A 25070-nucleotide genomic window follows, 5' to 3' on the forward strand; every position below is an offset into this window, starting at 1 on the left:
AATTATTACAATTAAACGTCATTGCGGAAAAATAAAAAAAAAGGGGCAATGAAATTGCCCCGTAATATAGCTCAGGCGATTGAATACGCCTACAGCCATTAATGTTATATGCGCTTATTTTGACCAGTAAGCGGCTTTTGCCTTCTGCAATTTTTCATACGCATTCAGCAGTGACTGATGCGCCGGGAAGGCTTTCAGATCGCTATCAACCGCTTGCAGGCCGTAGAATGGTTCTTCACCGCTCAACGCCGCGCTGGCAGCTTCAACGGCATCCGCACCGTACATACGTACAAAGGCGTTCAGATACTGCAATGGCTCGCGGTCGTCTTCCTGAGAAAGCAGGAGCAGCGTTTGCAGGCAACGGTAATAGTTAGTGCGCTCGGCGGAGAAGACGGACTGGTTAAACTCCATCGTCCACTCGGTCCAGGCCAAAGCCTGATCCAGATCGCCGCCCGCCAGCGCCAGCATCGCTTTCAGCTCGCCGATGCGCAGGGTGTACCAGCCGTTATCTTTTCCGGTCGCCAGACCCAGCAGTTCGCGCACGCGGGTGAAATCATCGTGTCCTTCTTCGTCCAGCTGGGCGATCAGGTTCAGATAATCTTCTTTATCCCACTCGCTGCCTGGCAGGGCCAGCAGGGTTTCACGCAGATGTGCGCCCATGCTGTTGTTCGCCAGCCACAGATCTTCTGCCGGATAAATGTCCGACATACCTGGCACAATAATACGGCACGCGTAAACACCGAGGTGTTCATAGTCGGCAATGTAAACTTCCTGATCTTCCGCGTTGAAGATCGCCATCAGGGTGGCGAACTCTTCTTCCGTCGTACCGGCAAAGCTCCAGTCCACGAACGGATAGTCCGCGTCCTGTTTGAACATATCCCAGGAGATCAAACCGCTGGAGTCGATGAAGTGCGTTTCGAGGTTGGTGTGCTCGGCGACTTCTTCGTCATCAAAGGTTGGCGGAGTAAAGACATCGAGATCTTTCAGGCTACGACCTTGCAGAAGTTCGGTTACGGTACGCTCCAACGCCACGCCGAAGTCCGGGTGCGCGCCGAAGGAGGCGAAACAGGTGCCATTTGCCGGGTTGAACAGTACCACGCAGATAACCGGATATTTGCCGCCCAGAGAGCCGTCATAAGCAAAGATTGGGAAACCTTCTGCTTCCAGTTTGGCGATGGATTCCACCACGCCCGGGTAGCGCGCCAGCACGTCAGCCGGGATCTCCGGCAGGCTGATGGATTCAGCAATAATGCGGTTTTTGATATGACGCTCGAAAACTTCAGACAATCCCTGCACGCGCGCTTCGTTGCGGGTATTACCGGCAGACATGCCGTTAGACACATACAGGTTGCCGACGATGTTCATCGGGATATAAACGGTCTGCTCGTCAGACTGACGGGTGAACGGCAGGGCGCAGATCCCACGATCCTCATTGCCGGATTGCAGGTCGATCAACATGCTGCCGGTCAGTTCGTTTTCCGGATCGTAGAACGCGCGCAGGCGGGCATCGAGAATGCCTTCCGGCAGTTCATCGTTTTCGGTCAGCGGGAACCATTTTTCGTTCGGATAGTGAACGAACGGACCGTTGGCAATGGTTTCGCCCAGCCAGAAGTCGGCGAAGAAGTAGTTGGTGGACAGACGCTCAAAATACTCACCCAGTGCAGAGGCCAGCGCCGCTTTTTTGGTCGCGCCTTTACCGTTGGTAAAGCACAGCGCACAGTCTTTGTCGCGAATATGCACGGACCAGACGTGAGGCACCGGATTCAGCCAGGAGGCTTCTTCGATATTAAAGCCCAGGTCGGTCAGTTTCTGCTGGAAGCGAGCGATGGAATCTTCCAGAGCGGCGTCTTTGCCGGGGATAAACGTTTGAGTCATGGCGTTCACTTTTATCGTACGTAAAGCGCGCAATGATACGGGTTTTGCGTGACGGGTGCTATCTCCGGCGAAAATAAATGGCTGGACTATGCTTATAAGCAGTAACCTACTGTTAAGGCATAAAAAAATGAAAGCTTTCGATCTCCAGCGGATGGCGTTTGATAAAGTCCCTCCTGAGTTTTTAGGCGAAGTAGCGCTGCGCAGCCTGTACACCTTTGTACTCGTTTTCCTGTTTCTGAAAATCACCGGACGTCGCGGCGTGCGGCAGATGTCGCTGTTTGAAGTGCTGATAATCCTGACGCTGGGGTCGGCGGCAGGGGACGTTGCCTTTTATGACGATGTGCCGATGGTGCCGGTCTTTATCGTCTTCGTGACGCTTGCACTGCTGTACCGGCTGGTCATGTGGCTGATGTCGAAAAGTGAGAAACTGGAAGATCTGCTCGAAGGGAAGCCGGTGGTGATTGTCGAAGATGGTCAACTGGCCTGGGAGAATGTGCAAAGCGCCAATATGACGGAGTTTGAGTTCTTTATGGAACTCCGTTTGAGCAGCGTTGAGCAACTGGGGCAGGTGCGTCTGGCGATTATGGAAACGAATGGTCAAATCAGCGTCTATTACTATTCCGACGATGAGGTGAAGCCCGGCCTGTGCATCCTGCCGGATATGCTCATCGAGCGATACAAAACTGTACCTGAAGCGGGCGAGTACGCCTGCATAAAATGTAGTCATGTGGTGGTTATGCAGGCGGGCGATCATCAATTATGCCCCCGCTGTACGAATCCAGAATGGACGAAGGTTAGCCGGGCTAAACGTAACACCTGACAGCGATTTTGTCGGTTTTGTGACAACGGTACGGCAGATTGTATTGTGTGACGAGGGGCACATTTCTTCGGCCATCAGTTTTAGACATTGCGGCGCGTGTCACTGAATGATAAAACCGATATCCACAGTTATAACTTATGGCTTTTAGCGTGGTGAGGGGAAATGGCTCAAGTCTTTAATTTCAGTTCAGGTCCGGCAATGTTACCGGCAGACGTGCTCAAACAGGCTCAACAGGAGCTGTGTGACTGGAACGGTCTGGGTACGTCGGTGATGGAAGTCAGCCACCGGGGTAAAGCGTTTATTCAGGTGGCGGAAGAAGCAGAAAAGGATTTTCGCGATCTGCTGAACATTCCCTCGAACTACAAAGTATTGTTCTGTCACGGCGGTGGACGCGGCCAGTTTGCGGGTATCCCGCTCAATCTGCTGGGCGACAAAACCACCGCTGATTACGTTGATGCCGGCTACTGGGCGGCCAGTGCGGTAAAAGAAGCGCACAAATATTGCACGCCGAATGTCATCGATGCCAAAGTGACCGTTGACGGTCTGCGCGCCGTGAAGCCGATGAGTGAGTGGCAGCTTTCTGACAACGCCGCGTATCTTCACTACTGCCCGAACGAAACCATCGACGGTATTGCCATTCACGAAGAGCCAGACTTTGGCGAAAATGTCATTGTGACGGCGGATCTCTCTTCAACCATTCTGTCCACCCCGCTGGATGTCAGCCGCTACGGCGTCATCTACGCGGGTGCCCAGAAAAACATCGGTCCTGCGGGTCTGACTATCGTTATTGTGCGTGAAGACCTGCTGGGGAAAGCCCATAAGTCTTGCCCGTCAATTCTGGATTACACCGTCCTGAACGACAACGATTCCATGTTCAACACCCCACCAACGTTTGCCTGGTATCTCTCCGGCCTGGTCTTCAAATGGCTGAAGCAAAAAGGCGGTGTGGCGCAGATGGATAAGATCAATCAGCAAAAGGCTGAACTGCTGTACGGCGTGATCGACAAGAGCGATTTCTACCGTAACGATGTCGCCAAAACTAACCGTTCGCGCATGAACGTGCCGTTCCAGCTGGCGGACAGCAACCTGGATAACGTGTTCCTGGAAGAGTCCTTCGCGGCGGGTCTGCATGCGCTGAAAGGCCACCGTGTGGTAGGCGGAATGCGCGCCTCTATCTATAACGCCATGCCGCTGGAAGGCGTTAAGGCCCTGACTGATTTCATGATCGACTTCGAACGTCGTCACGGTTAATTGGCTGTTTTTCACCCCCGCAGCGTTCCTGCGGGGTTTTTATTATGTTGAGTTGAGAGTTGAGTTTCATGGAATCCCTGACGTTACAACCTATCGCGCGGGTAGATGGCACCATTAATCTGCCTGGTTCAAAAAGTGTCTCGAACCGCGCTCTGCTGCTGGCAGCTCTGGCAAACGGCACCACCGTCCTCACTAATCTGCTGGACAGCGATGACGTGCGCCATATGCTCAATGCACTGAAAGCGTTGTGCGTTCAGTACGCGCTGTCTGACGATCGTACCCGTTGTGAAGTCACCGGTAACGGCGGCGCGTTACATTCTGCTGAAGCGCTGGAGCTTTTCCTGGGTAACGCCGGTACCGCGATGCGTCCTCTGGCCGCTGCGCTGTGTCTGGGGAGTAACGATATTGTGCTGACCGGTGAGCCGCGAATGAAAGAGCGTCCGATCGGCCATCTGGTGGATGCCCTGCGTCAGGGCGGCGCGCAGATTGATTATCTTGAGCAGGAAAATTACCCGCCCCTGCGTCTGCGCGGGGGATTCACTGGCGGCAATGTTGAGGTTGACGGTAGCGTTTCCAGCCAGTTCCTGACCGCGCTGCTGATGACCGCACCGCTGGCACCACAGGACACCGTCATCAGCATTAAAGGCGACCTGGTTTCTAAGCCGTACATTGATATCACCCTGCACCTGATGAACACCTTTGGTGTTGAGGTGGAAAACCAGTCTTATCAGCGTTTCGTGGTTCGCGGTGGGCAGCAGTATCAGTCCCCGGGCCACTACCTGGTTGAAGGCGATGCTTCATCCGCCTCCTATTTCCTTGCCGCAGGTGCGATTAAAGGCGGTACGGTTAAAGTGACGGGCATTGGCCGCAACAGCGTGCAGGGCGATATCCGTTTTGCTGACGTGCTGGAAAAAATGGGCGCGGTGGTGACCTGGGGCGATGACTTCATCTCCTGCACCCACGGTGAGCTGAACGCCATCGATATGGATATGAACCATATTCCGGATGCGGCGATGACCATTGCCACCGCTGCGCTGTTTGCGAAAGGCACCACCACGCTGCGAAACATTTACAACTGGCGTGTGAAAGAGACGGACCGCCTGTTCGCGATGGCAACCGAGCTGCGTAAAGTGGGGGCCGAGGTAGAAGAGGGCGAAGACTACATTCGCGTCACGCCGCCGGCAAAACTGCAATTTGCAGAAATTGGCACCTACAACGATCACCGCATGGCGATGTGTTTCTCGCTGGTGGCGTTGTCAGATACGCCAGTCACTATCCTTGATCCGAAGTGTACGGCAAAAACGTTCCCGGACTACTTCGAACAGCTGGCGCGCATTAGCACCCTGGCCTGATGATCGTATGCCGCATCACCTGATGCGGCATTTCCTTACGCTTTCTGACACTCATCCTCTTTCATTTCTTCTACACTCTGCTTCAATCATTCCGTAATTTGCACGCAAAGGTAACAGTTGCGCACGTTGGCGCGTATAATGCGCGGCGTTCATGTAAACGGTATGCCTTAATTAAGGAGAAAAAGATGACGGCAATTGCCCCGGTAATCACCATTGATGGGCCAAGTGGCGCAGGGAAAGGTACTCTGTGCAAAGCGATGGCGGAAGCATTGCAATGGCATCTTTTAGATTCGGGAGCAATCTATCGCGTGCTGGCGCTGGCTGCGCTGCATCATCATGTGGATGTTGCGTCTGAAGAAGCGCTGGTACCGCTGGCTGCGCATCTGGATGTGCGTTTTGTCTCGACCGATGGCAACCTTGAAGTGATCCTGGAAGGGGAAGACGTCAGCGGTGAAATCCGTACCCAGGAAGTGGCCAATGCGGCCTCTCAGGTGGCGGCTTTCCCACGCGTTCGTGAAGCGCTGTTACGTCGCCAGCGCGGTTTCCGTGAAGCGCCGGGGCTGATCGCCGACGGCCGCGACATGGGAACCGTGGTATTCCCCGATGCGCCAGTGAAAATTTTCCTTGACGCCTCTTCAGAAGAACGTGCTCAACGCCGCATGCTTCAGTTGCAGGAAAAGGGGTTTAGTGTTAACTTTGATCGCCTTTTATCCGAGATAAAAGAGCGCGATGACCGCGATCGTAACCGCGCCGTCGCACCACTTGTTCCCGCGCAAGACGCATTAGTGCTGGATTCAACCAGTTTAACTATTGAGCAAGTGATTGAAAAAGCGCTACAATATGCGCGCCAAAAACTGGCACTCGCGTAATCGCGACCGATTTAGCAGTACCCCCGCTGCAATGGATTGACGGCGGGTATGTGAAACAACCCCATCCGGCACGGAGCCAGGTGGACGTTAATATTAACCTGAAGATTAAACATGACTGAATCTTTTGCTCAACTGTTTGAAGAATCCTTAAAAGAAATCGAAACCCGTCCGGGTTCCATCGTTCGTGGCGTTGTTGTTGCTATCGACAAAGACGTTGTACTGGTTGACGCCGGTCTGAAATCTGAGTCTGCCATCCCGGCTGAGCAGTTCAAAAACGCCCAGGGCGAGCTGGAAATCCAGGTTGGTGACGAAGTTGACGTTGCTCTGGACGCAGTAGAAGACGGCTTCGGCGAAACCCTGCTGTCTCGTGAGAAAGCTAAACGTCACGAAGCATGGATCACGCTGGAAAAAGCTTACGAAGAAGCTGAAACTGTGGTCGGTGTTATCAACGGCAAAGTTAAAGGTGGCTTCACTGTTGAGCTGAATGGTATTCGTGCGTTCCTGCCAGGTTCTCTGGTAGACGTTCGTCCAGTCCGTGACACCCTGCACCTCGAAGGCAAAGAGCTTGAGTTCAAAGTAATCAAGCTGGACCAGAAGCGTAACAACGTTGTTGTTTCCCGTCGTGCCGTTATCGAATCCGAAAACAGCGCAGAACGCGATCAGCTGCTGGAAAACCTGCAGGAAGGCATGGAAGTCAAAGGTATCGTTAAGAACCTCACTGACTACGGCGCATTCGTTGACCTGGGCGGCGTTGATGGCCTGCTGCACATCACCGACATGGCGTGGAAACGCGTTAAGCACCCAAGCGAAATCGTGAACGTGGGCGACGAAATCACTGTTAAAGTGCTGAAGTTCGACCGCGAGCGTACTCGTGTATCCCTCGGCCTGAAACAGCTGGGCGAAGATCCATGGGTAGCTATCGCTAAGCGTTACCCAGAAGGTACTAAACTGACTGGTCGCGTTACCAACCTGACTGACTACGGCTGCTTCGTTGAAATCGAAGAAGGCGTTGAAGGTCTGGTGCACGTTTCCGAAATGGACTGGACCAACAAAAACATCCACCCATCCAAAGTTGTTAACGTTGGTGATGTAGTGGAAGTGATGGTTCTGGATATCGACGAAGAACGTCGTCGTATCTCCCTGGGCCTGAAGCAGTGCAAAAACAACCCATGGCAGCAGTTCGCGGAAACCCACAACAAGGGCGACCGTGTTGAAGGTAAAATCAAGTCTATCACTGACTTCGGTATCTTCATCGGCCTGGACGGCGGCATCGATGGCCTGGTTCACCTGTCTGACATCTCCTGGAACGTTGCAGGCGAAGAAGCAGTTCGTGAATACAAAAAAGGCGACGAAATCGCAGCAGTTGTTCTGCAAGTTGACGCAGAGCGTGAGCGTATCTCCCTGGGCGTTAAACAGCTCGCAGAAGATCCGTTCAACAACTGGGTTGCACTGAACAAGAAAGGCGCAATCGTAAACGGTAAAGTGACTGCTGTTGACGCTAAAGGCGCAACCGTAGAACTGGCTGACGGCGTTGAAGGCTACCTGCGCGCTTCCGAAGCTTCACGTGACCGCGTTGAAGATGCAACTCTGGTTCTGAGCGTTGGTGACGACGTTGAAGCTAAGTTCACCGGTGTTGACCGTAAGAACCGTGCAATCAGCCTGTCTGTTCGTGCTAAAGACGAAGCTGATGAGAAAGATGCAATCGCAACTGTGAACAAACAGGAAGATGCAAACTTCTCTAACAACGCAATGGCTGAAGCTTTCAAAGCAGCTAAAGGCGAGTAAGTTCAGGTTCGCACCATCATTTGAGCTGTAACGCATTTACAGCGCGAAGGATGGCGAGCAGACTTGACAGATTGCAGGATTCGTCCTGTAATCAATAACAAAGGGCGGCTACGGCCGCCCTTGTTTAATAAGCTGTTCAGCTAATGGGTTTGAAAGGAACCGGAGGAATCATGACCAAGTCAGAATTGATTGAAAGACTTGCCAGTCAGCAACCGCATATCCCTGCCAAGGCTGTGGAAGATGCCGTTAAAGAGATGCTGGAGCATATGGCTACCACTCTTGCCCAGGGCGAGCGCATTGAAATCCGCGGTTTCGGTAGTTTTTCTCTGCACTATCGTGCACCACGTACCGGGCGTAACCCGAAGACTGGCGATAAAGTGGAGCTGGAAGGAAAGTATGTTCCGCACTTTAAGCCGGGTAAAGAACTGCGCGATCGCGCCAATATTTACGGTAACTGAGTTTAATCATCAGGGTTAAACTGAGTTTAAAGAAAGCACCTTAGGGTGCTTTTTTTGTATCCCGCCCCTGCATTTCTGAATACGCGCCGCATTTATATTTTCTCTTTGCTGTAAGCGCTTAAAACGTTGCAGCGCCCGCTGTAAATCACGTTTTTTCTGTCTGACGACGCATCAGTCCCGCCGCATAATCGCCTGAAACATGGAGGTGAAGATGGGGATCCACGTTATCAGTATGTGCGCCATTCTGGCCATAATCCCGCTCTATTGGTTACCCGTTTTGCCTGATTTGCATATTGTCTGGTTGCTGATTGCCGCAGGAATTGCGTTATCCGTACAGCAGAGAAAATGGCTCAGGTTTTCAGGCCTCGCATTGCTTTTTATGTGCTGGGGGATCCTGGCCGCTCAGGAAAGCGTGTGGCCGATGAACTATTTAACGCAAGCACCGCAGCAGGCCGAGGTGGTCATTACCGCAACGGACGGCGCAACGATGCATCAGGGAAGGATTGTCAGCCTCAATGGAGAACGCGTATGGGCTGCCATGGGCGTGGCGCTGTATGGCAACTATTTGCCGCAAAACGTCTGCGTGGGTCAACGCTGGGCAATGACCCTGCGGCTCAGGGCGGTACACGGAGAACTCAACGATGGCGGCTATGATTCACAGAAAAATGCCTTTGCCCGACACCAGACGCTGAGTGGACGGTTTACCCATGCGGCGCTCGTTGACGAAGGCTGTAGCCTGCGTGCGCAATACCTGACATCACTACAGAATACTCTTTCAGCATATCAGTGGGGACCCGTGATCCTGGGGCTGGGGATGGGGGAGCGGCTGTCGGTCTCGCGGGAGATAAAAAACCTGATGCGTGATACCGGAACGATGCATCTGATGGCAATCTCGGGATTACATATTGCGCTGGCCGCTTCTGTCATCTGGTTTCTGGCGCGGGGCATCCAGTTCTTCCTGCCGGGCCGCTGGATTATCTGGCAAATCCCCTTGCTGGCAGGGCTGATTTTTGCCGCGTTTTACGCATGGCTAACGGGCTTGCAGCCGCCCGCGCTGCGCACGGTTATCGCGCTTGTGGTACTGGCTGCATTAAAAATGAGCGGTCACCAGTGGTCGCCCTGGCAGGTATGGCTTACCTGCGTGGCGGCGATCCTGATTTTCGACCCACTGGCGGTACTGTCACAAAGCCTGGCGTTGTCAGCGTTTGCGGTCGCCGCGCTTATTTTTTGGTATCAGTGGTTGCCTCTCCCGCACTGGCAACGTGGCCGGTGCCTGCGGCCGCTGGTTACGCTGTTGTATTTGCAGGTCGGAATGCTGCTGCTTCTGTTGCCGCTTCAGGTCCTGATTTTCCATGGTTTCAGCCTCTCCTCGCTGGTGGCGAACCTGTTTGCCGTTCCTCTGGTCACGTTTATCTCAGTTCCGCTGATCCTGCTCGGCATGTTTCTGCATCTGTTTCCGGTCGCTGCGCTGGAAAGTATCGTCTGGCTGGCTACTGATAAATCTCTGGCAGGGCTTTTCTGGCTATTGATGCGTTTACCGAATGGCTGGCAGGACGTTGATGAACGCTGGCAATACCTGACGTTACTGCCGTGGCTGCTGGTCATTGGCTGGCGATTCAGGGCCTTCAGCGCAGCACCCGCAGTCTGTCTGGCAGGCAGCGTGGTGCTGGCCTTTCCCCTCTGGCACAGGGTTAAAACAGACAGCTGGTCCCTGCATATGCTGGATGTAGGGCAGGGGCTGGCGATGGTCATTGAGCGTCACGGCAAGGCCATTCTGTATGACACCGGGCTGGCATGGCCCGGTGGGGACAGTGCGCAGCAGCTGATTATCCCCTGGCTACGCTGGCATCATCTGAGACCGGAAGGGGTGATCCTGAGCCATGAACATCTCGACCACGCGGGGGGACTGGCATCGCTAAAAGCTGCCTGGCCCGCAATGTGGATCAGGAGCCCCTTATCCTGGTCCGGACATCTTCCGTGCTTTCGAGGACAGCGATGGCAGTGGCAGGGTTTAACGTTCTCCGTGCACTGGCCACCCGAAAACACCTCGGCGAAAGGTAACAACCGCTCCTGTGTGGTAAAAATCGATGACGGCGAACAGAGCGTTTTACTGACCGGAGACATTGAAGCGCAGGCAGAACTGGCAATGCTAAGCCACCGCTGGCGTCAGCTTGCGTCTACACTGATTCAGGTGCCGCATCATGGAAGTAACACGTCATCTTCAACACCGTTGCTACAGCGCGTAGAGGGGCAGGTTTCGCTGGCCTCGATGGCCCGCTATAACGCGTGGCATTTCCCTTCTATTAAAGTGGTTCGGCGCTATCGAACGGAGGGATATCTCTGGCTTGATACCCCGCATTCCGGGCAGATATCTGTGACCTTTTCGCACCATAGTCGGCAAATTCGTCGCTTACGCGAACACTATTTACCGCGTTGGTATCATCAGTGGTTTGGCGCGCCCGTAGATAACGGGTAGAATATGCGGCTATTTCAACAAATGCTGGTTTTTTGAATGCATAACGACAAAGATCTCTCCACGTGGCAAACGTTCCGCCGGCTCTGGCCGATGATTGCTCCTTTCAAAACAGGCTTGATCGTGGCGGGCGTAGCGTTAATCCTCAACGCAGCCAGCGATACGTTTATGTTATCGCTTCTCAAACCGTTACTGGATGACGGTTTCGGTAAAACGGATCGTTCAGTGCTGCTATGGATGCCGCTGGTGGTTATTGGGCTGATGATCTTACGCGGAATCTCCAGCTATGTATCCAGCTACTGCATCTCCTGGGTATCCGGTAAAGTGGTGATGACCATGCGCCGTCGATTATTCAGTCATATGATGGGGATGCCGGTCTCATTCTTTGACAAACAGTCAACCGGCACCCTGCTGTCGCGTATTACCTACGATTCAGAGCAGGTGGCGTCGTCCTCTTCCAGCGCACTGATTACCGTTGTGCGTGAAGGCGCATCCATCATCGGCCTGTTCGCGATGATGTTCTATTACAGCTGGCAACTGTCGCTGATCCTTATTGTGCTGGCGCCGATTGTCTCCATCGCGATCCGCGTGGTATCAAAGCGTTTTCGCAACATCAGTAAAAATATGCAGAATACGATGGGGCAGGTGACTACCAGCGCCGAGCAGATGCTGAAAGGCCATAAGGAAGTGTTGATTTTCGGCGGTCAGGAAGTCGAAACCAAACGCTTTGACAAGGTCAGCAACAGAATGCGCCTGCAAGGAATGAAAATGGTATCGGCCTCGTCGATTTCCGATCCGATCATTCAGCTGATTGCCTCTCTGGCCCTGGCCTTCGTCCTGTATGCCGCCAGTTTCCCGAGCGTCATGGAAACCCTGACTGCGGGTACCATTACCGTGGTGTTCTCATCCATGATTGCGCTGATGCGTCCGCTGAAATCGCTGACTAACGTCAACGCCCAGTTCCAGCGCGGGATGGCAGCCTGTCAGACGCTGTTCAGCATCCTCGATTCCGAACAGGAAAAAGATGAAGGTACACGCGTGATCGAGCGCGCTAAAGGCGACCTGGAATTCCGTAACGTCACCTTTACCTATCCAGGCCGTGAAGTGCCGGCGCTGCGTGATATCAGCCTGTCCATCCCGGCGGGTAAAACCGTTGCGCTGGTCGGTCGTTCCGGTTCGGGCAAGTCGACCATTGCCAGCCTGATTACCCGTTTCTACGATATCGACCAGGGCGAGATCCTGCTTGATGGTCACGACCTGCGGGAATATACCCTCCAGTCGCTGCGTAACCAGGTCGCGCTGGTCTCGCAGAACGTGCATCTGTTCAACGATACGGTGGCGAACAACATTGCGTATGCCCGTACCGAAGAGTACAGCCGTGAAGAGATTGAGAATGCGGCGCGTATGGCCTATGCGATGGACTTCATTAACAAAATGGATAACGGTCTGGATACGATCATTGGCGAAAACGGGGTGCTGCTCTCCGGTGGTCAGCGTCAGCGTATCGCGATTGCCCGTGCGCTGCTGCGCAACAGCCCGATTCTGATCCTCGATGAAGCAACGTCCGCACTGGATACGGAATCTGAACGCGCTATCCAGTCTGCTCTGGATGAATTACAGAAAAACCGTACCTCGCTGGTTATCGCGCACCGTCTGTCGACCATCGAACAGGCTGACGAAATCGTGGTGGTGGAAGATGGCGTGATCGTTGAACGCGGCAGCCATGCGGACCTGCTGGAACAGCGTGGTGTTTACGCGCAGCTTCATAAAATGCAGTTCGGTCAATGATTGCACGCATCTGGTCGGGTGAATCCCCTCTGTGGGTGCTGCTTCTCCCGCTCTCCTGGCTGTATGGCCTGGTGAGCGGTACTATTCGTCTGCTTTACCGCCTCGGGATCAAGCGCGCCTGGCGCGCACCGGTACCGGTGGTGGTGGTCGGCAACCTGACGGCGGGTGGAAACGGCAAAACCCCGGTGGTGATCTGGCTGGTAGAACAGCTCCATAAACGTGGTATCCGCCCGGGAGTTGTCTCACGCGGTTACGGTGGTAAAGCGGCGCAGTATCCACTGGTGCTGAGCCCAGCTACGACAACCGCTGAAGCCGGTGATGAGCCGGTACTGATTTACCAGCGTACCGGCGCGCCGGTTGCGGTATCGCCGGTGCGCAGTGATGCCGTGAAGGCACTGCTTGCGGAGCATGACGTACAAATCGTTATTACCGATGATGGTTTGCAGCATTACGCGCTGGCGCGTGACAAAGAGATCGTGGTCATTGACGGCGTGCGGCGTTTTGGCAACGGCTGGTGGCTGCCAGCCGGTCCAATGCGTGAGCGTGCGTCGCGCCTGAAGAGCGTCGATGCCGTGATTGTGAACGGTGGTGAAGCCAGAGCGGGCGAAATCCCGATGTATCTTCGTCCCGGACAGGCCGTGAATATCTTGACCGGCGTGCGTAAAGACGTCGCGCAACTGGAACATCTGGTTGCGATGGCCGGTATAGGTCATCCGCCGCGTTTCTTCGCAACGCTGGAGCAGTGCGGCGCAAAGCTTGATAAACGGGTGCCGCTGGCCGATCACCAGGCGTTAGTTGCCGAAGAGGTTGAAAGGCTGGCAGCGCCGGGACAGACGCTGATCATGACGGAAAAAGACGCGGTAAAATGCCGGGCCTTTGCGAAAGAAAACTGGTGGTATCTGCCGGTTGACGCTGAACTCAGCGGCGAACAGCCGGAACATTTGCTCAAGGAACTGCTCGCGTTAGTGCAGTAACTTCTACGCGGTTCCGGTGGCGCTTTGACTGACAGGAAAACGCATGTCTCTACCGCAATTCTCACTTGCAGCCGCACGAAACCTGCATCTTGCCGCCCAGGGGCTTCTGAAAAAGCCCCGCCGCCGCGCGCAGCCAGCTGATATCCTCTCTACCGTGCAACGCATGTCGTTGCTGCAAATCGACACCATTAACATCGTGGCGCGTAGCCCGTATCTGGTCCTGTTTAGCCGCCTGGGAAACTATCCTCCGCAGTGGCTGGATAATGCGCTAAGTCAGGGCGAACTGATGGAATACTGGGCGCATGAAGCCTGTTTTCTCCCGCGAAGCGATTTTGCACTGGTGCGTCACCGCATGCTCGCCCCGGACAAAATGGGCTGGAAATACCGTCAGGAGTGGATGGTGGAACACGCGGATGAAATAGAGCAACTGATTGCCCATATTCAGGAAAACGGGCCGGTACGCTCCGCGGATTTTGAACACCCGCGAAAAGGCGCAAGCGGATGGTGGGAGTGGAAACCGCACAAACGCCATCTTGAAGGGCTGTTTACGTCGGGCAAAGTGATGGTGGTCGAGCGCCGCAACTTTCAGCGCGTCTATGACCTCACGCACCGTGTTATGCCTCACTGGGACGATACGCGTGAACTGCTGTCTCAGGACGCAGCCGAAGCCATCATGCTCGGGAACAGCGCCCGCAGCCTTGGCATTTTCCGCCCACAGTGGCTGGCGGATTATTATCGTCTGCGTCAGCCGCAGCTAAAACCACTGCTGGAATTGTGGCAGCGCGAACAGCGCGTCATGCCGGTCTCGGTAGAGTCGTTAGGTGAAATGTGGTTGCATGCGGATTTGTTCCCTCTGCTGGCGCAGGCGCAGGAGGGCAAACTCCAGGCGACCCACAGTGCCGTGCTGTCGCCGTTCGACCCCGTGGTCTGGGACAGAAAGCGGGCCGGGCAGTTGTTTAATTTCAGCTACCGTCTGGAATGCTACACTCCGGCGCCCAGGCGGCAGTATGGTTATTTTGTTTTGCCGCTGCTGCACAAAGGCCAGCTAGTCGGGCGCATGGACGCTAAAATGCACCGTAAAACCGGCATGCTTGAAATTATCGCGCTCTGGCTTGAAGAGGGCATAAAGGTGACGGCTGGCCTGGAAAAAGGGTTAACGACTGCGCTCAGTGAATTTGCCCGCTGGCAGGGGGCGCATGAAATTGTACTCGGTCGCGTGCCTGCGGGGCTGTTTACGACCTGTCGAGGTGGCTGGGAAACAGGCACTCCCTGAAAAGGGAATGTGATAAGCTTTAGCGATTACCCATACGGAGGAACTATGGATCACCGTTTACTTGAAATTATTGCCTGCCCGGTGTGCAACGGCAAACTGTATTACAGCCAGGATAAACAAGAGCTGATTTGCAAACTGGACAGCCTGGCGTTCCCGCTGCGTGACGGTATTCCGGTACTGCTGGAAAATGAAGCCCGTTCCCTGGTGGCAGAAGAGATCAAACCATGAGTTTTGTTGTCATTATCCCTGCGCGTTATGCTTCAACGCGCCTGCCAGGTAAACCGCTGGTGGATATCAATGGCAAACCGATGATTGTGCATGTCCTTGAACGGGCACGCGAATCGGGCGCCGGACGCGTCATCGTCGCCACCGATCACCCAGATGTTGCGCGCGCGGTTGAGGCCGCGGGTGGGGAAGTGTGCATGACCCGTGCCGATCATCAGTCAGGCACCGAGCGCCTGGCGGAAGTCGTCGAAAAATGCGGTTTCAGCGACGAGACGGTGATTGTGAACGTGCAGGGCGATGAGCCGATGATCCCGGCGGCGATTATCCGTCAGGTGGCCGACAACCTGGCACAGCGTCAGGTCGGGATGGCGACCCTCGCGGTGCCGATTCACCACGCTGAAGAGGCGTTCAATCCGAATGCGGTGAAAGTGGTCATGGACGCAGAGGGCTACGCGCTCTATTTCTCCCGCGCCACCATTCCGTGGGATCGCGATCGTTTCGCGCAATCGAAAGAGACAATCGGCGAAACCTTCCTGCGCCACATCGGTATTTACGGCTACCGCGCTGGCTTTATTCGTCGCTACGTCGCCTGGGCACCAAGCCCGCTGGAGCATATTGAAATGCTCGAACAGCTTCGCGTGCTGTGGTACGGCGAGAAAATTCACGTTGCGGTTGCCCAGGAAATCCCAGGCACCGGCGTGGATACCCCTGAAGATCTCGAGCGCGTACGCGTCGAAATGCGTTAATTCGCTGGCATCCCCTCGTCTGGGGGGATGTTCTCCCGCCTGGCTATTTTCCTTTTCTTTTTCATTATTGATCTCTACCGGGTGACATCCGGGTTTCGCGCGCTCATTATAAAAGCAGTAGTCTTAATGGGGGTAATCTCATATGGAACAGCTGCGTGCTGAACTCAGCCATCTCCTTGGCGAAAAGCTAAGCCGGGTGGAATGCGTGAATGAAAAGGCCGATACCGCACTCTGGTCGTTGTACGACAGTCAGGGAAACCCCATGCCGCTGATGGCCAGAAGTTTTACCTCGCCGGGCGTCGCCAGACAGCTGGCCTGGAAAATGTCGATGCTGGCGCGGGAAGGGACTGTCCGCATGCCGACGGTCTACGGCGTGATGACCCATGAGGAGCATCCCGGCCCGGATGTTCTGCTTATCGAACGTTTACGCGGGGTTTCTGTTGAAGCCCCGACGCGTACACCGGAGCGCTGGGAACAGCTGAAAGATCAGATTGTCGAGGCTCTGCTTGCCTGGCATCGGCAGGACAGCCGGGGTCTTGTTGGCGCGGTAGACAGTACGCAGGAAAACCTGTGGCCGCTGTGGTATCGCCAGCGTGTCGAGGTGCTGTGGGGCACGCTGAACCAGTTCAACAACACCGGTTTAACGATGCAGGACAAACGTATTTTATTCCGCACCCGGGAGTGTCTGCCGACGCTGTTTGAGGGCTTTAACGACAACTGCGTGCTGGTTCACGGCAATTTCACGTTGCGCAGTATGCTTAAAGACTCGCGCAGCGACCAGCTGCTGGCGATCGTCGGGCCGGGGATCATGCTCTGGGCGCCGCGCGAGTACGAACTGTTCAGGCTGAGCGAGGGCGGGGCGGCGGAAGATTTGCTCTGGCACTATCTTCAGCGCGCCCCCGTTGCGGAGGCCTTTCTCTGGCGACGCTGGCTCTATCTTCTCTGGGATGAGGTGGCGCAGCTGGTCAACACCGGGCGCTTTAATCGCGCCAGTTTCGATCTGGCCGCAAAATCACTCCTGCCCTGGCTTGCCTGACGAACCTTTGAGCCACTGCCAGAGGCGGCCAAGCGTCTCGTAGCCGACGCGATCGCTGTGCATCAGCCATACCGGGGACGGGATTATCCGTTCCCACGGATTGAGCGGGGCGTCAATAGCCATCTGGTTTGCCGGAGCAGGAAGCGGATGCAGGCCCTGCTTCTCAAAGAAAATCATTGCGCGCGGCAGGTGTGAAGCAGAGGTCACCAGCAGGAACGGTACATCACCGATGGCCTGTTTCACCGCCGCCGCCTCTTCTTCGGTATCTTTTGGGCTATCCAGCGTGATGATGGCGGAACGTGGTACGCCAAGCGATTCAGCCACTCTTGCTCCTGCTTCAGCGGTACTGACCGGGTTGGTTTTTGCCGCAGCGCCCGTGAAGATCATCTTCGATCCAGGATTGGCCAGCCACAGGCGGATCCCCTCGTTCAGGCGCGGCAGGCTGTTGTTGATCAGGTTCGAGCTGGGCGCCCAGTTCGGATCCCAGGTATACCCGCCGCCCAGCACGACGATATAGCCCACCTTCTGATTTCCCTGCCATGTCGGGTAGGTGTTTTCAATCGGACGTAATAAACCGTCAGCGACCGGTTGCAGGCTGAGTAACAGCAGCGCCAGCCAGCCCACGGTAACGAGGGATTTACCGCTTTTCTGAAAGCGGCTAAACCATATCAATGCCAGCCCCAGCGCGATGAGAAGCAACAGCAGGGGAAGGGGAAGCATCATGCCTCCGATATATTTTTTTAGGGTAAAAAGCATCCTTTTTGGTTCCTTTTTTAACCATACAGCAGGCGATTGTCGGTGATATTACACCAGAGTGGTTCATTCTCCGCGCGGGTGTGACAAAATAGCGGTTTTGCAGTGAGTGGAACCCTCCCAATGCGGGATCGCAATTTTGATGACATCGCGGAAAAGTTTTCGCGCAACATTTATGGCACCACCAAAGGTCAGCTTCGTCAGACGATCCTCTGGCAGGATCTGGACAAGCTGCTGGCTGAATTCGGTGACCGACCGTTGCGCGTGCTGGATGCCGGCGGTGGGGAAGGTCAGACTGCAATTCTGATGGCGCAGCGGGGACATCACGTCACGCTTTGCGATCTTTCTGCCGAGATGGTTGCGCGCGCAGGGCGAGCGGCAGAAGAGAAAGGTGTGAGCGACAACATGCATTTTATACATTGCGCCGCTCAGGACATTCCGCAGCATTTGGAAACGCAGGTTGATCTGATATTGTTTCATGCTGTGCTCGAATGGATCGCCGAACCACAAGCGATGTTAGAAACGCTGTGGTCGATGTTGCGCCCGGGCGGTGCGTTATCGCTGATGTTTTACAATGCCAACGGCCTGCTAATGCGAAACGTGCTGGTCGGCAATTTTGGCTATGTACAGCAGGGCATGTATAAAAAGAAACGACGCACGCTTTCACCGGATTTCCCCCGTGAACCGCAGCAGGTCTATGGCTGGCTGGAGGAGATCGGTTGGGAAATTACCGGCAAAACCGGCGTGAGGGTGTTTCATGATTATCTGCGTGATAAACAAAAACAGGATGACTGTTTAGACGCCTTAACAGAAATAGAGACGCGGTACTGCCGCCAGGAGCCTTATCTGAGCCTTGGCCGCTATATACACGTCACCGCGCGCAAGCCGCAGATGCAAGGATAATCTATGAGTGAATTTTCCCAGACAGTCCCCGAACTGGTTGCCTGGGCCAGGAAAAACGATTTCTCCATCTCGCTGCCGGTAGACAGACTCTCATTCCTGCTGGCGGTTGCGACGCTAAACGGCGAACGCCTGGATGGCGAAATGAGTGAAGGCGAACTGGTGGATGCGTTCCGCCACGTCAGTGATGCGTTTGAGCAAACCAGCGAAACCATTAGCGTGCGTGCCAACAACGCAATCAATGATATGGTGCGTCAACGTCTGCTGAACCGCTTTACCAGCGAGCAGGCGGAAGGAAACGCCATCTATCGTCTTACGCCACTGGGCATTGGCATTACCGACTATTACATCCGCCAGCGCGAATTTTCCACGCTGCGTCTCTCCATGCAGCTCTCTATTGTTGCAGGTGAGCTGAAGCGTGCCGCCGACGCGGCTGATGAAAACGGTGACGAATTCCACTGGCATCGCAACGTTTACGCGCCGCTGAAATATTCGGTCGCCGAGATTTTCGACAGTATCGATCTGACTCAACGTCTGATGGACGAACAGCAGCAGCAGGTGAAAGACGATATCGCTCAACTGCTTAATAAAGACTGGCGTGCGGCCATCTCCAGCTGTGAACTCTTGCTGTCAGAAACGTCGGGTACGCTGCGTGAGTTGCAGGATACGCTGGAGGCGGCGGGAGATAAGCTACAGGCTAATCTGCTACGCATTCAGGACGCGACGATGGCGCACGACGATCTGCATTTTATCGACCGTCTGGTGTTTGATTTGCAGAGCAAGCTTGACCGCATTATCAGCTGGGGCCAGCAGTCGATCGACCTGTGGATCGGTTACGACCGCCACGTGCATAAATTTATCCGTACCGCCATCGATATGGATAAGAATCGCGTCTTTGCTCAACGTCTGCGCCAGTCGGTACAGACCTACTTCGATGCGCCGTGGGCGCTGACCTACGCCAACGCCGATCGTCTGCTGGATATGCGCGACGAAGAGATGGCGCTGCGTGATGAAGAGGTCACCGGTGAACTGCCGCCGGATCTGGAATACGAAGAATTTAACGAAATTCGCGAGCAGCTTGCGGCGATGATCGAAGAACAGCTCGCTGTCTACAAAACCAGACAAGCACCGCTGGATCTTGGCCTCGTGGTACGCGACTATCTGGCGCAGTATCCGCGCGCGCGCCACTTCGATGTTGCCCGCATTGTTGTAGACCAGGCGGTGCGCCTGGGCATCGCACAAGCCGATTTCACCGGACTGCCGCCGAAGTGGCAGCCGATTAACGATTACGGAGCCAAGGTACAGGCGCATGTCATTGACAAATATTGAACACGTGATGCCAGTTAAGCTGGCACAGGCGCTGGCGAATCCGTTGTTTCCGGCGCTGGATAGCCAGCTGCGTGCCGGTCGTCACATTGGCCTTGACGAGCTGGATAATCACGCCTTTTTGATGGACTTTCAGGAGTACCTGGAAGAGTTTTACGCTCGCTATAACGTTGAGCTGATCCGCGCGCCGGAAGGTTTTTTCTACCTGCGTCCGCGCTCTACCACGCTTATTCCGCGCTCGGTGCTTTCCGAACTGGATATGATGGTCGGCAAAATTCTCTGCTACCTCTATCTCAGCCCGGAACGTCTGGCGAATGAAGGGATCTTCACCCAGCAGGAGCTTTACGATGAGCTGCTGTCGCTGGCGGATGAAAGCAAGCTGCTCAAGCTGGTGAATAACCGCTCAACGGGGTCCGATCTGGACCGTCAGAAATTACAGGAAAAAGTTCGCTCTTCCCTGAACCGTCTGCGCCGTCTGGGAATGGTCTGGTTCATGGGTCACGACAGCAGCAAGTTCCGTATTACCGAATCGGTCTTCCGTTTTGGCGCCGATGTGCGTGCGGGTGACGATGCGCGTGAAGCGCAACTGCGCATGATCCGTGACGGTGAAGCGATGCCGGTGGAAAACCATTTGCAGCTCAATGACGAGCACGAAGAGAATCAGCCGGATAGCGGGGAGGAAGAGTAATGATTGAACGCGGTAAATTTCGCTCACTAACGCTGATCAACTGGAACGGCTTCTTTGCCCGAACATTCGATCTGGATGAGCTGGTGACAACGCTCTCCGGCGGTAACGGGGCGGGTAAATCCACCACCATGGCGGCCTTCGTGACGGCGCTGATCCCTGACCTGACCCTGCTGCACTTCCGTAACACCACCGAAGCGGGCGCCACGAGCGGCTCCCGAGATAAAGGTCTGCACGGTAAGCTGAAAGCGGGCGTCTGTTATTCAGTGCTGGACGTCATCAACTCCCGCCATCAGCGCGTGGTTGTAGGCGTGCGTCTGCAACAGGTTGCTGGCCGCGACCGTAAAGTAGATATCAAACCGTTTGCGATCCAGGGACTACCAACCTCCCTACAGCCGACCGCGCTGCTGACGGAAACCCTGAATGAACGTCAGGCGCGCGTCCTCACGCTCCAGGAGCTGAAAGACAAGCTGGAAGCTATCGAAGGCGTGCAGTTTAAGCAGTTTAACTCCATTACCGACTACCACTCTCTGATGTTCGATCTCGGTGTGGTAGCCCGTCGTCTGCGCAGCGCGTCAGATCGTAGTAAATACTACCGTCTGATTGAAGCCTCCCTGTACGGCGGTATCTCCAGCGCCATTACGCGCTCCCTGCGCGACTACCTGCTGCCGGAAAACAGCGGCGTGCGTAAGGCCTTCCAGGATATGGAAGCCGCGCTGCGTGAAAACCGCATGACGCTGGAAGCGATTCGCGTCACACAGTCTGACCGCGACCTGTTTAAGCACCTGATCAGCGAAGCCACCAACTACGTGGCGGCGGACTATATGCGCCACGCCAACGAGCGCCGTATTCATCTCGACCAGGCGCTGGAGTATCGCCGCGAGCTGTTTACCTCCCGCAAACAGCTGGTGGCTGAGCAGTATAAGCATGTCGAAATGGCGCGCGAACTGGGCGAGCACAACGGTGCGGAAGGGGATCTGGAAGCCGATTACCAGGCGGCCAGCGATCACCTGAACCTGGTGCAGACCGCGCTGCGTCAGCAGGAAAAAATCGAGCGCTATGAAGCCGATCTGGATGAGCTGCAAATTCGTCTTGAAGAGCAAAATGAAGTGGTGGCCGAAGCTGCCGAATTGCAGGAAGGGAACGAAGCCCGCGCGGAAGCCGCCGAGCTGGAAGTGGATGAGCTGAAAAGCCAGCTTGCTGATTACCAGCAGGCGCTGGATGTGCAGCAGACGCGTGCGATTCAGTACAACCAGGCGTTGCAGGCGTTGCAGCGTGCCAAAGAGCTGTGCCATCTGCCGGATCTGACCCCGGAAAGCGCTGATGAATGGCTGGATACCTTCCAGGCCAAAGAGCAGGAAGCCACTGAGAAACTGCTTTCTCTCGATCAGAAAATGAGCGTGGCGCAAACGGCGCATAGCCAGTTTGAGCAGGCGTACCAGCTGGTGGTGGCGATCAACGGTCCGCTGGCGCGTAACGAAGCGTGGGACGTTGCCCGTGAGCTGCTGCGCGACGGCGTCAATCAACGCCATCTGGCCGAACAGGTGCAGCCGCTGCGCATGCGCCTGAACGAGCTGGAACAGCGTCTGCGTGAACAGCAGGAAGCCGAGCGTCTGCTGGCGGAATTCTGCAAGCGTCAGGGTAAAAATTACGATTTCGACGAGCTTGAGGCCCTGCACCAGGAGCTGGAAGCGCGTATTGCGGCCCTGTCGGATACCGTATCGAACGCCAGCGAACAGCGCATGACGCTGCGTCAGGAGCTGGAACAGCTTCAGTCGCGTTCGAAGACGCTCTTACAGCGTGCGCCGATCTGGCTGGCTGCACAAAGCAGCCTGAACCAGCTCAGCGAACAGTGTGGCCAGGAGTTTGCCTCCAGCCAGGACGTCACCGAATACATGCAACAGCTGCTGGAGCGCGAGCGTGAAGCGATTGTTGAGCGTGACGAAGTGGGTGCGCGCAAGCGTGACGTCGATGAAGAGATCGAGCGTTTAAGCCAGCCTGGCGGCTCAGAAGATCCGCGCCTGAATGCCTTAGCCGAGCGTTTCGGCGGCGTGCTGCTGTCTGAAATTTACGACGATGTCGGCCTGGACGATGCGCCGTACTTCTCCGCGCTGTACGGTCCATCCCGTAACGCGATTGTGGTGCCTGATCTGTCGCTGATTTCGGACCAGCTTGCAGGGCTGGAAGACTGCCCGGAAGATCTCTACCTCATCGAAGGGGATCCGCAGTCGTTTGATGACAGCGTATTCAGCGTCGACGAGCTGGAAAAAGCGGTGGTGGTGAAAATCGCCGATCGCCAGTGGCGCTATTCGCGCTTCCCGGAACTGCCGCTGTTTGGCCGCGCCGCGCGTGAAAACCGTATTGAAAGCCTGCACGCCGAGCGCGAAACGCTTTCTGAACGTTTTGCAACCCTGTCGTTTGATGTTCAAAAAACGCAGCGTCTGCATCAGGCGTTCAGCCGCTTTATCGGCAGCCACCTGGGCGTTGCCTTTGAGCCCGATCCGGAAGCTGAAATCCGCAAGCTCAACACCCGCCGTGGTGAGCTGGAGCGTGCGCTTGCCAGCCATGAAAATGACAACCAGCAAAGCCGCGTGCAGTTCGAGCAGGCGAAAGAGGGCGTTGCGGCCCTTAACCGCATCCTGCCGCGCCTGAACCTGCTGGCGGACGATACGCTCGCCGACCGCGTAGACGAAATTCAGGAACGTCTGGACGAAGCGCAGGAAGCGGCGCGCTTTGTGCAGCAGCACGGCAATCAGCTGGCAAAACTGGAGCCGATGGTTTCCGTTCTCCAGAGCGACCCGGAACAGTTTGAGCAGTTAAAAGAGGATTATGCCTGGTCACAGCAGGTGCAGCGCGAAGCGCGTCAGCAGGCGTTTGCCCTGACGGAAGTGGTGCAACGTCGCGCACACTTCGGCTACTCCGATTCAGCAGAAATGCTGAGCGGGAACAGCGATCTTAATGAAAAGCTGCGCCAGCGTCTTGAGCAGGCCGAAGCAGAGCGTACGCGCGCCCGTGAAGCGATGCGTACTCACGCCGCACAGCTGAGCCAGTACAGCCAGGTCATGGCCTCGCTGAAAAGCTCCTTCGACACCAAGAAAGAGCTGTTAAACGATCTGCATAAAGAGTTGCAGGACATCGGCGTTCGCGCCGACAGCGGTGCAGAAGAGCGGGCGCGTATTCGCCGCGATGAACTGCATGCTCAGCTCAGTAACAACCGCGCGCGTCGTAATCAGCTGGAAAAAGCGCTGACCTTCTGTGAAGCAGAGATGGACAACCTGACGCGACGCCTGCGCAAGCTGGAGCGTGACTATCATGAGATGCGTGAACAGGTTGTGACCGCGAAGGCGGGGTGGTGCGCGGTGATGCGCATGGTGAAAGATAACAACGTGGAGCGTCGTCTGCATCGTCGCGAGCTGGCGTACCTGTCAGCCGATGAACTGCGCTCTATGTCGGATAAGGCGCTGGGCGCGCTGCGTCTGGCGGTGGCGGACAATGAACACCTGCGCGACGTGCTGCGTATGTCCGAAGATCCGAAGCGTCCTGAGCGCAAAATTCAGTTCTTCGTGGCGGTTTATCAGCACTTACGCGAGCGTATTCGTCAGGACATCATCCGTACCGACGATCCGGTGGAAGCGATCGAACAGATGGAGATCGAGCTGGGCCGTTTGACGGAGGAGCTGACCTCCCGCGAGCAGAAGCTGGCAATCAGCTCCCGCAGCGTGGCGAATATTATTCGTAAAACCATTCAGCGCGAGCAGAACCGTATCCGTCAGCTGAACCAGGGCCTGCAAAGCGTGTCGTTTGGCCAGGTCAACAGCGTGCGGCTGAACGTGAACGTGCGTGAGGCGCACTCCACGCTGCTGGACGTGTTGTCTGAACAGCACGAACAGCATCAGGATCTGTTCAACAGTAACCGCCTGACCTTCTCCGAAGCGCTGGCGAAGCTATATCAGCGTCTGAATCCGCAGATTGACATGGGCCAGCGTACGCCGCAAACCATCGGCGAGGAGCTGCTGGACTACCGCAACTATCTGGAAATGGAAGTTGAGGTTAACCGTGGCTCAGACGGCTGGCTGCGCGCGGAATCCGGTGCGCTCTCTACCGGTGAAGCTATCGGTACCGGTATGTCGATTCTGGTGATGGTGGTGCAGAGCTGGGAAGATGAAGCGCGTCGTCTGCGCGGCAAAGACATCTCGCCATGCCGTCTGCTGTTCCTCGATGAAGCCGCGCGTCTCGACGCCCGCTCCATCGCCACGCTGTTTGAGCTTTGCGAGCGACTCGATATGCAGCTCATCATCGCGGCGCCGGAAAACATCAGTCCGGAAAAAGGGACAACCTATAAGCTGGTGCGTAAGGTGTTTCAGAACAGTGAACACGTACACGTCGTGGGCCTGCGTGGTTTCGCCCCGCAGCCACCGGAGTCATTACCGGGCACGGCTGACGCCTCTTAACCCGGGGTGCGACAAATAGCGGCGCTCATG

19 protein-coding genes are annotated in these 25070 nt (G+C 55.5%); 17 read left to right on the forward strand and 2 right to left on the reverse strand.

The window, feature by feature from the left end; translation table 11 throughout:
- Positions 1–114: 114 nt before the first annotated feature.
- Positions 115–1875, reverse strand: coding sequence for a 30S ribosomal protein S12 methylthiotransferase accessory factor YcaO (gene ycaO / locus ACQG1Y_RS07975; protein ID WP_023303388.1), 1761 nt, complete (start codon positions 1873–1875; stop codon positions 115–117).
- 127 nt (positions 1876–2002) lie between these two features.
- Between ycaO and ACQG1Y_RS07980 the strand changes: the two genes are divergently transcribed.
- From ACQG1Y_RS07980 to ACQG1Y_RS08040, 13 genes are all read left to right on the forward strand, one after another.
- The gene (locus ACQG1Y_RS07980) at positions 2003–2695 is read left to right on the forward strand and encodes a DUF421 domain-containing protein (RefSeq protein WP_017693700.1); all 693 of its coding nucleotides are present in this window, start codon (positions 2003–2005) and stop codon (positions 2693–2695) included.
- A 162-nt stretch (positions 2696–2857) separates the two neighbouring features.
- Positions 2858–3946: a 3-phosphoserine/phosphohydroxythreonine transaminase gene (gene serC / locus ACQG1Y_RS07985; RefSeq protein WP_017384829.1), complete on the forward strand. Its 1089-nt coding sequence runs from the start codon at positions 2858–2860 to the stop codon at positions 3944–3946.
- A 68-nt stretch (positions 3947–4014) separates the two neighbouring features.
- Positions 4015–5298 (forward strand): 3-phosphoshikimate 1-carboxyvinyltransferase, encoded by a 1284-nt coding sequence (aroA, locus tag ACQG1Y_RS07990; RefSeq protein WP_426736726.1) that lies wholly within the window; start codon positions 4015–4017, stop codon positions 5296–5298.
- Positions 5299–5483: 185 nt separating this feature from the next.
- Positions 5484–6167 (forward strand): (d)CMP kinase, encoded by a 684-nt coding sequence (gene cmk, locus ACQG1Y_RS07995; protein WP_015570968.1) that lies wholly within the window; start codon positions 5484–5486, stop codon positions 6165–6167.
- A gap of 111 nt (positions 6168–6278) precedes the next feature.
- Positions 6279–7952, forward strand: coding sequence for a 30S ribosomal protein S1 (gene rpsA / locus ACQG1Y_RS08000; RefSeq protein WP_003858235.1), 1674 nt, complete (start codon positions 6279–6281; stop codon positions 7950–7952).
- Positions 7953–8122: 170 nt separating this feature from the next.
- Positions 8123–8410 carry an integration host factor subunit beta gene (gene ihfB, locus ACQG1Y_RS08005; protein ID WP_003858233.1) on the forward strand — a complete coding sequence of 96 codons (288 nt, stop codon included), beginning with the start codon at positions 8123–8125 and terminating at the stop codon, positions 8408–8410.
- A 211-nt stretch (positions 8411–8621) separates the two neighbouring features.
- Positions 8622–10886 carry a ComEC family protein gene (locus ACQG1Y_RS08010; protein WP_045907420.1) on the forward strand — a complete coding sequence of 755 codons (2265 nt, stop codon included), beginning with the start codon at positions 8622–8624 and terminating at the stop codon, positions 10884–10886.
- Between the two features lie 36 nt (positions 10887–10922).
- The gene (gene msbA / locus ACQG1Y_RS08015; RefSeq protein ID WP_017693697.1) at positions 10923–12671 is read left to right on the forward strand and encodes a lipid A ABC transporter ATP-binding protein/permease MsbA; all 1749 of its coding nucleotides are present in this window, start codon (positions 10923–10925) and stop codon (positions 12669–12671) included.
- Positions 12668–13645, forward strand: coding sequence for a tetraacyldisaccharide 4'-kinase (lpxK, locus tag ACQG1Y_RS08020; RefSeq protein WP_032670208.1), 978 nt, complete (start codon positions 12668–12670; stop codon positions 13643–13645). Before msbA ends, lpxK begins: the two co-directional genes overlap by 4 nt.
- Positions 13646–13688: 43 nt before the next feature.
- Positions 13689–14918, forward strand: coding sequence for a winged helix-turn-helix domain-containing protein (locus ACQG1Y_RS08025; RefSeq protein ID WP_032670207.1), 1230 nt, complete (start codon positions 13689–13691; stop codon positions 14916–14918).
- Positions 14919–14963: 45 nt separating this feature from the next.
- Complete coding sequence (gene ycaR / locus ACQG1Y_RS08030) at positions 14964–15146, forward strand: protein YcaR (RefSeq protein WP_003858220.1); 183 nt, start codon at positions 14964–14966, stop codon at positions 15144–15146.
- Complete coding sequence (gene kdsB, locus ACQG1Y_RS08035) at positions 15143–15889, forward strand: 3-deoxy-manno-octulosonate cytidylyltransferase (protein ID WP_015570964.1); 747 nt, start codon at positions 15143–15145, stop codon at positions 15887–15889. Before ycaR ends, kdsB begins: the two co-directional genes overlap by 4 nt.
- A gap of 142 nt (positions 15890–16031) precedes the next feature.
- On the forward strand, positions 16032–16925 hold the full coding sequence (locus ACQG1Y_RS08040) for a YcbJ family phosphotransferase (protein WP_254309698.1): 894 nt from the start codon (positions 16032–16034) through the stop codon (positions 16923–16925).
- Here ACQG1Y_RS08040 and elyC read toward each other — a convergent pair.
- A complete protein-coding gene (gene elyC, locus ACQG1Y_RS08045; RefSeq protein ID WP_015570963.1) occupies positions 16902–17681 on the reverse strand; it encodes an envelope biogenesis factor ElyC in 780 nt (259 codons plus the stop codon). The genes ACQG1Y_RS08040 and elyC overlap by 24 nt on opposite strands.
- 120 nt (positions 17682–17801) lie before the next feature.
- On the opposite strand from elyC, the gene cmoM reads away from it, so the two are divergent.
- From cmoM to mukB, 4 genes are read left to right on the forward strand one after another with little or no spacing between them, the layout of a single operon-like run.
- On the forward strand, positions 17802–18581 hold the full coding sequence (gene cmoM, locus ACQG1Y_RS08050; RefSeq protein ID WP_047365685.1) for a tRNA uridine 5-oxyacetic acid(34) methyltransferase CmoM: 780 nt from the start codon (positions 17802–17804) through the stop codon (positions 18579–18581).
- 3 nt (positions 18582–18584) lie between these two features.
- The gene (gene mukF / locus ACQG1Y_RS08055; protein WP_015570962.1) at positions 18585–19907 is read left to right on the forward strand and encodes a chromosome partition protein MukF; all 1323 of its coding nucleotides are present in this window, start codon (positions 18585–18587) and stop codon (positions 19905–19907) included.
- Positions 19888–20592: a chromosome partition protein MukE gene (mukE, locus tag ACQG1Y_RS08060; RefSeq protein WP_017384823.1), complete on the forward strand. Its 705-nt coding sequence runs from the start codon at positions 19888–19890 to the stop codon at positions 20590–20592. Before mukF ends, mukE begins: the two co-directional genes overlap by 20 nt.
- Positions 20592–25040, forward strand: a complete 4449-nt coding sequence (gene mukB / locus ACQG1Y_RS08065) for a chromosome partition protein MukB (protein WP_368740694.1) — start codon at positions 20592–20594, stop codon at positions 25038–25040. Before mukE ends, mukB begins: the two co-directional genes overlap by 1 nt.
- Positions 25041–25070 lie beyond the last annotated feature (30 nt).

The organism is Enterobacter cloacae complex sp. 397G4, assembly GCF_050031515.1.
Classification (GTDB): Bacteria; Pseudomonadota; Gammaproteobacteria; order Enterobacterales; family Enterobacteriaceae; genus Enterobacter; species Enterobacter hormaechei_C.

Bases quoted from the DNA above. Each gene is read 5' to 3' on its own strand.
- ycaO (WP_023303388.1), bottom strand. From the start codon at position 1,875: ATGACTCAAACGTTTATCCCCGGCAAAGACGCCGCTCTGGAAGATTCC.
- ACQG1Y_RS07980 (WP_017693700.1), top strand. From the start codon at position 2,003: ATGAAAGCTTTCGATCTCCAGCGGATGGCGTTTGATAAAGTCCCTCCT.
- serC (WP_017384829.1), top strand. From the start codon at position 2,858: ATGGCTCAAGTCTTTAATTTCAGTTCAGGTCCGGCAATGTTACCGGCA.
- aroA (WP_426736726.1), top strand. From the start codon at position 4,015: ATGGAATCCCTGACGTTACAACCTATCGCGCGGGTAGATGGCACCATT.
- cmk (WP_015570968.1), top strand. From the start codon at position 5,484: ATGACGGCAATTGCCCCGGTAATCACCATTGATGGGCCAAGTGGCGCA.
- rpsA (WP_003858235.1), top strand. From the start codon at position 6,279: ATGACTGAATCTTTTGCTCAACTGTTTGAAGAATCCTTAAAAGAAATC.
- ihfB (WP_003858233.1), top strand. From the start codon at position 8,123: ATGACCAAGTCAGAATTGATTGAAAGACTTGCCAGTCAGCAACCGCAT.
- ACQG1Y_RS08010 (WP_045907420.1), top strand. From the start codon at position 8,622: ATGGGGATCCACGTTATCAGTATGTGCGCCATTCTGGCCATAATCCCG.
- msbA (WP_017693697.1), top strand. From the start codon at position 10,923: ATGCATAACGACAAAGATCTCTCCACGTGGCAAACGTTCCGCCGGCTC.
- lpxK (WP_032670208.1), top strand. From the start codon at position 12,668: ATGATTGCACGCATCTGGTCGGGTGAATCCCCTCTGTGGGTGCTGCTT.
- ACQG1Y_RS08025 (WP_032670207.1), top strand. From the start codon at position 13,689: ATGTCTCTACCGCAATTCTCACTTGCAGCCGCACGAAACCTGCATCTT.
- ycaR (WP_003858220.1), top strand. From the start codon at position 14,964: ATGGATCACCGTTTACTTGAAATTATTGCCTGCCCGGTGTGCAACGGC.
- kdsB (WP_015570964.1), top strand. From the start codon at position 15,143: ATGAGTTTTGTTGTCATTATCCCTGCGCGTTATGCTTCAACGCGCCTG.
- ACQG1Y_RS08040 (WP_254309698.1), top strand. From the start codon at position 16,032: ATGGAACAGCTGCGTGCTGAACTCAGCCATCTCCTTGGCGAAAAGCTA.
- elyC (WP_015570963.1), bottom strand. From the start codon at position 17,681: ATGCTTTTTACCCTAAAAAAATATATCGGAGGCATGATGCTTCCCCTT.
- cmoM (WP_047365685.1), top strand. From the start codon at position 17,802: ATGCGGGATCGCAATTTTGATGACATCGCGGAAAAGTTTTCGCGCAAC.
- mukF (WP_015570962.1), top strand. From the start codon at position 18,585: ATGAGTGAATTTTCCCAGACAGTCCCCGAACTGGTTGCCTGGGCCAGG.
- mukE (WP_017384823.1), top strand. From the start codon at position 19,888: ATGTCATTGACAAATATTGAACACGTGATGCCAGTTAAGCTGGCACAG.
- mukB (WP_368740694.1), top strand. From the start codon at position 20,592: ATGATTGAACGCGGTAAATTTCGCTCACTAACGCTGATCAACTGGAAC.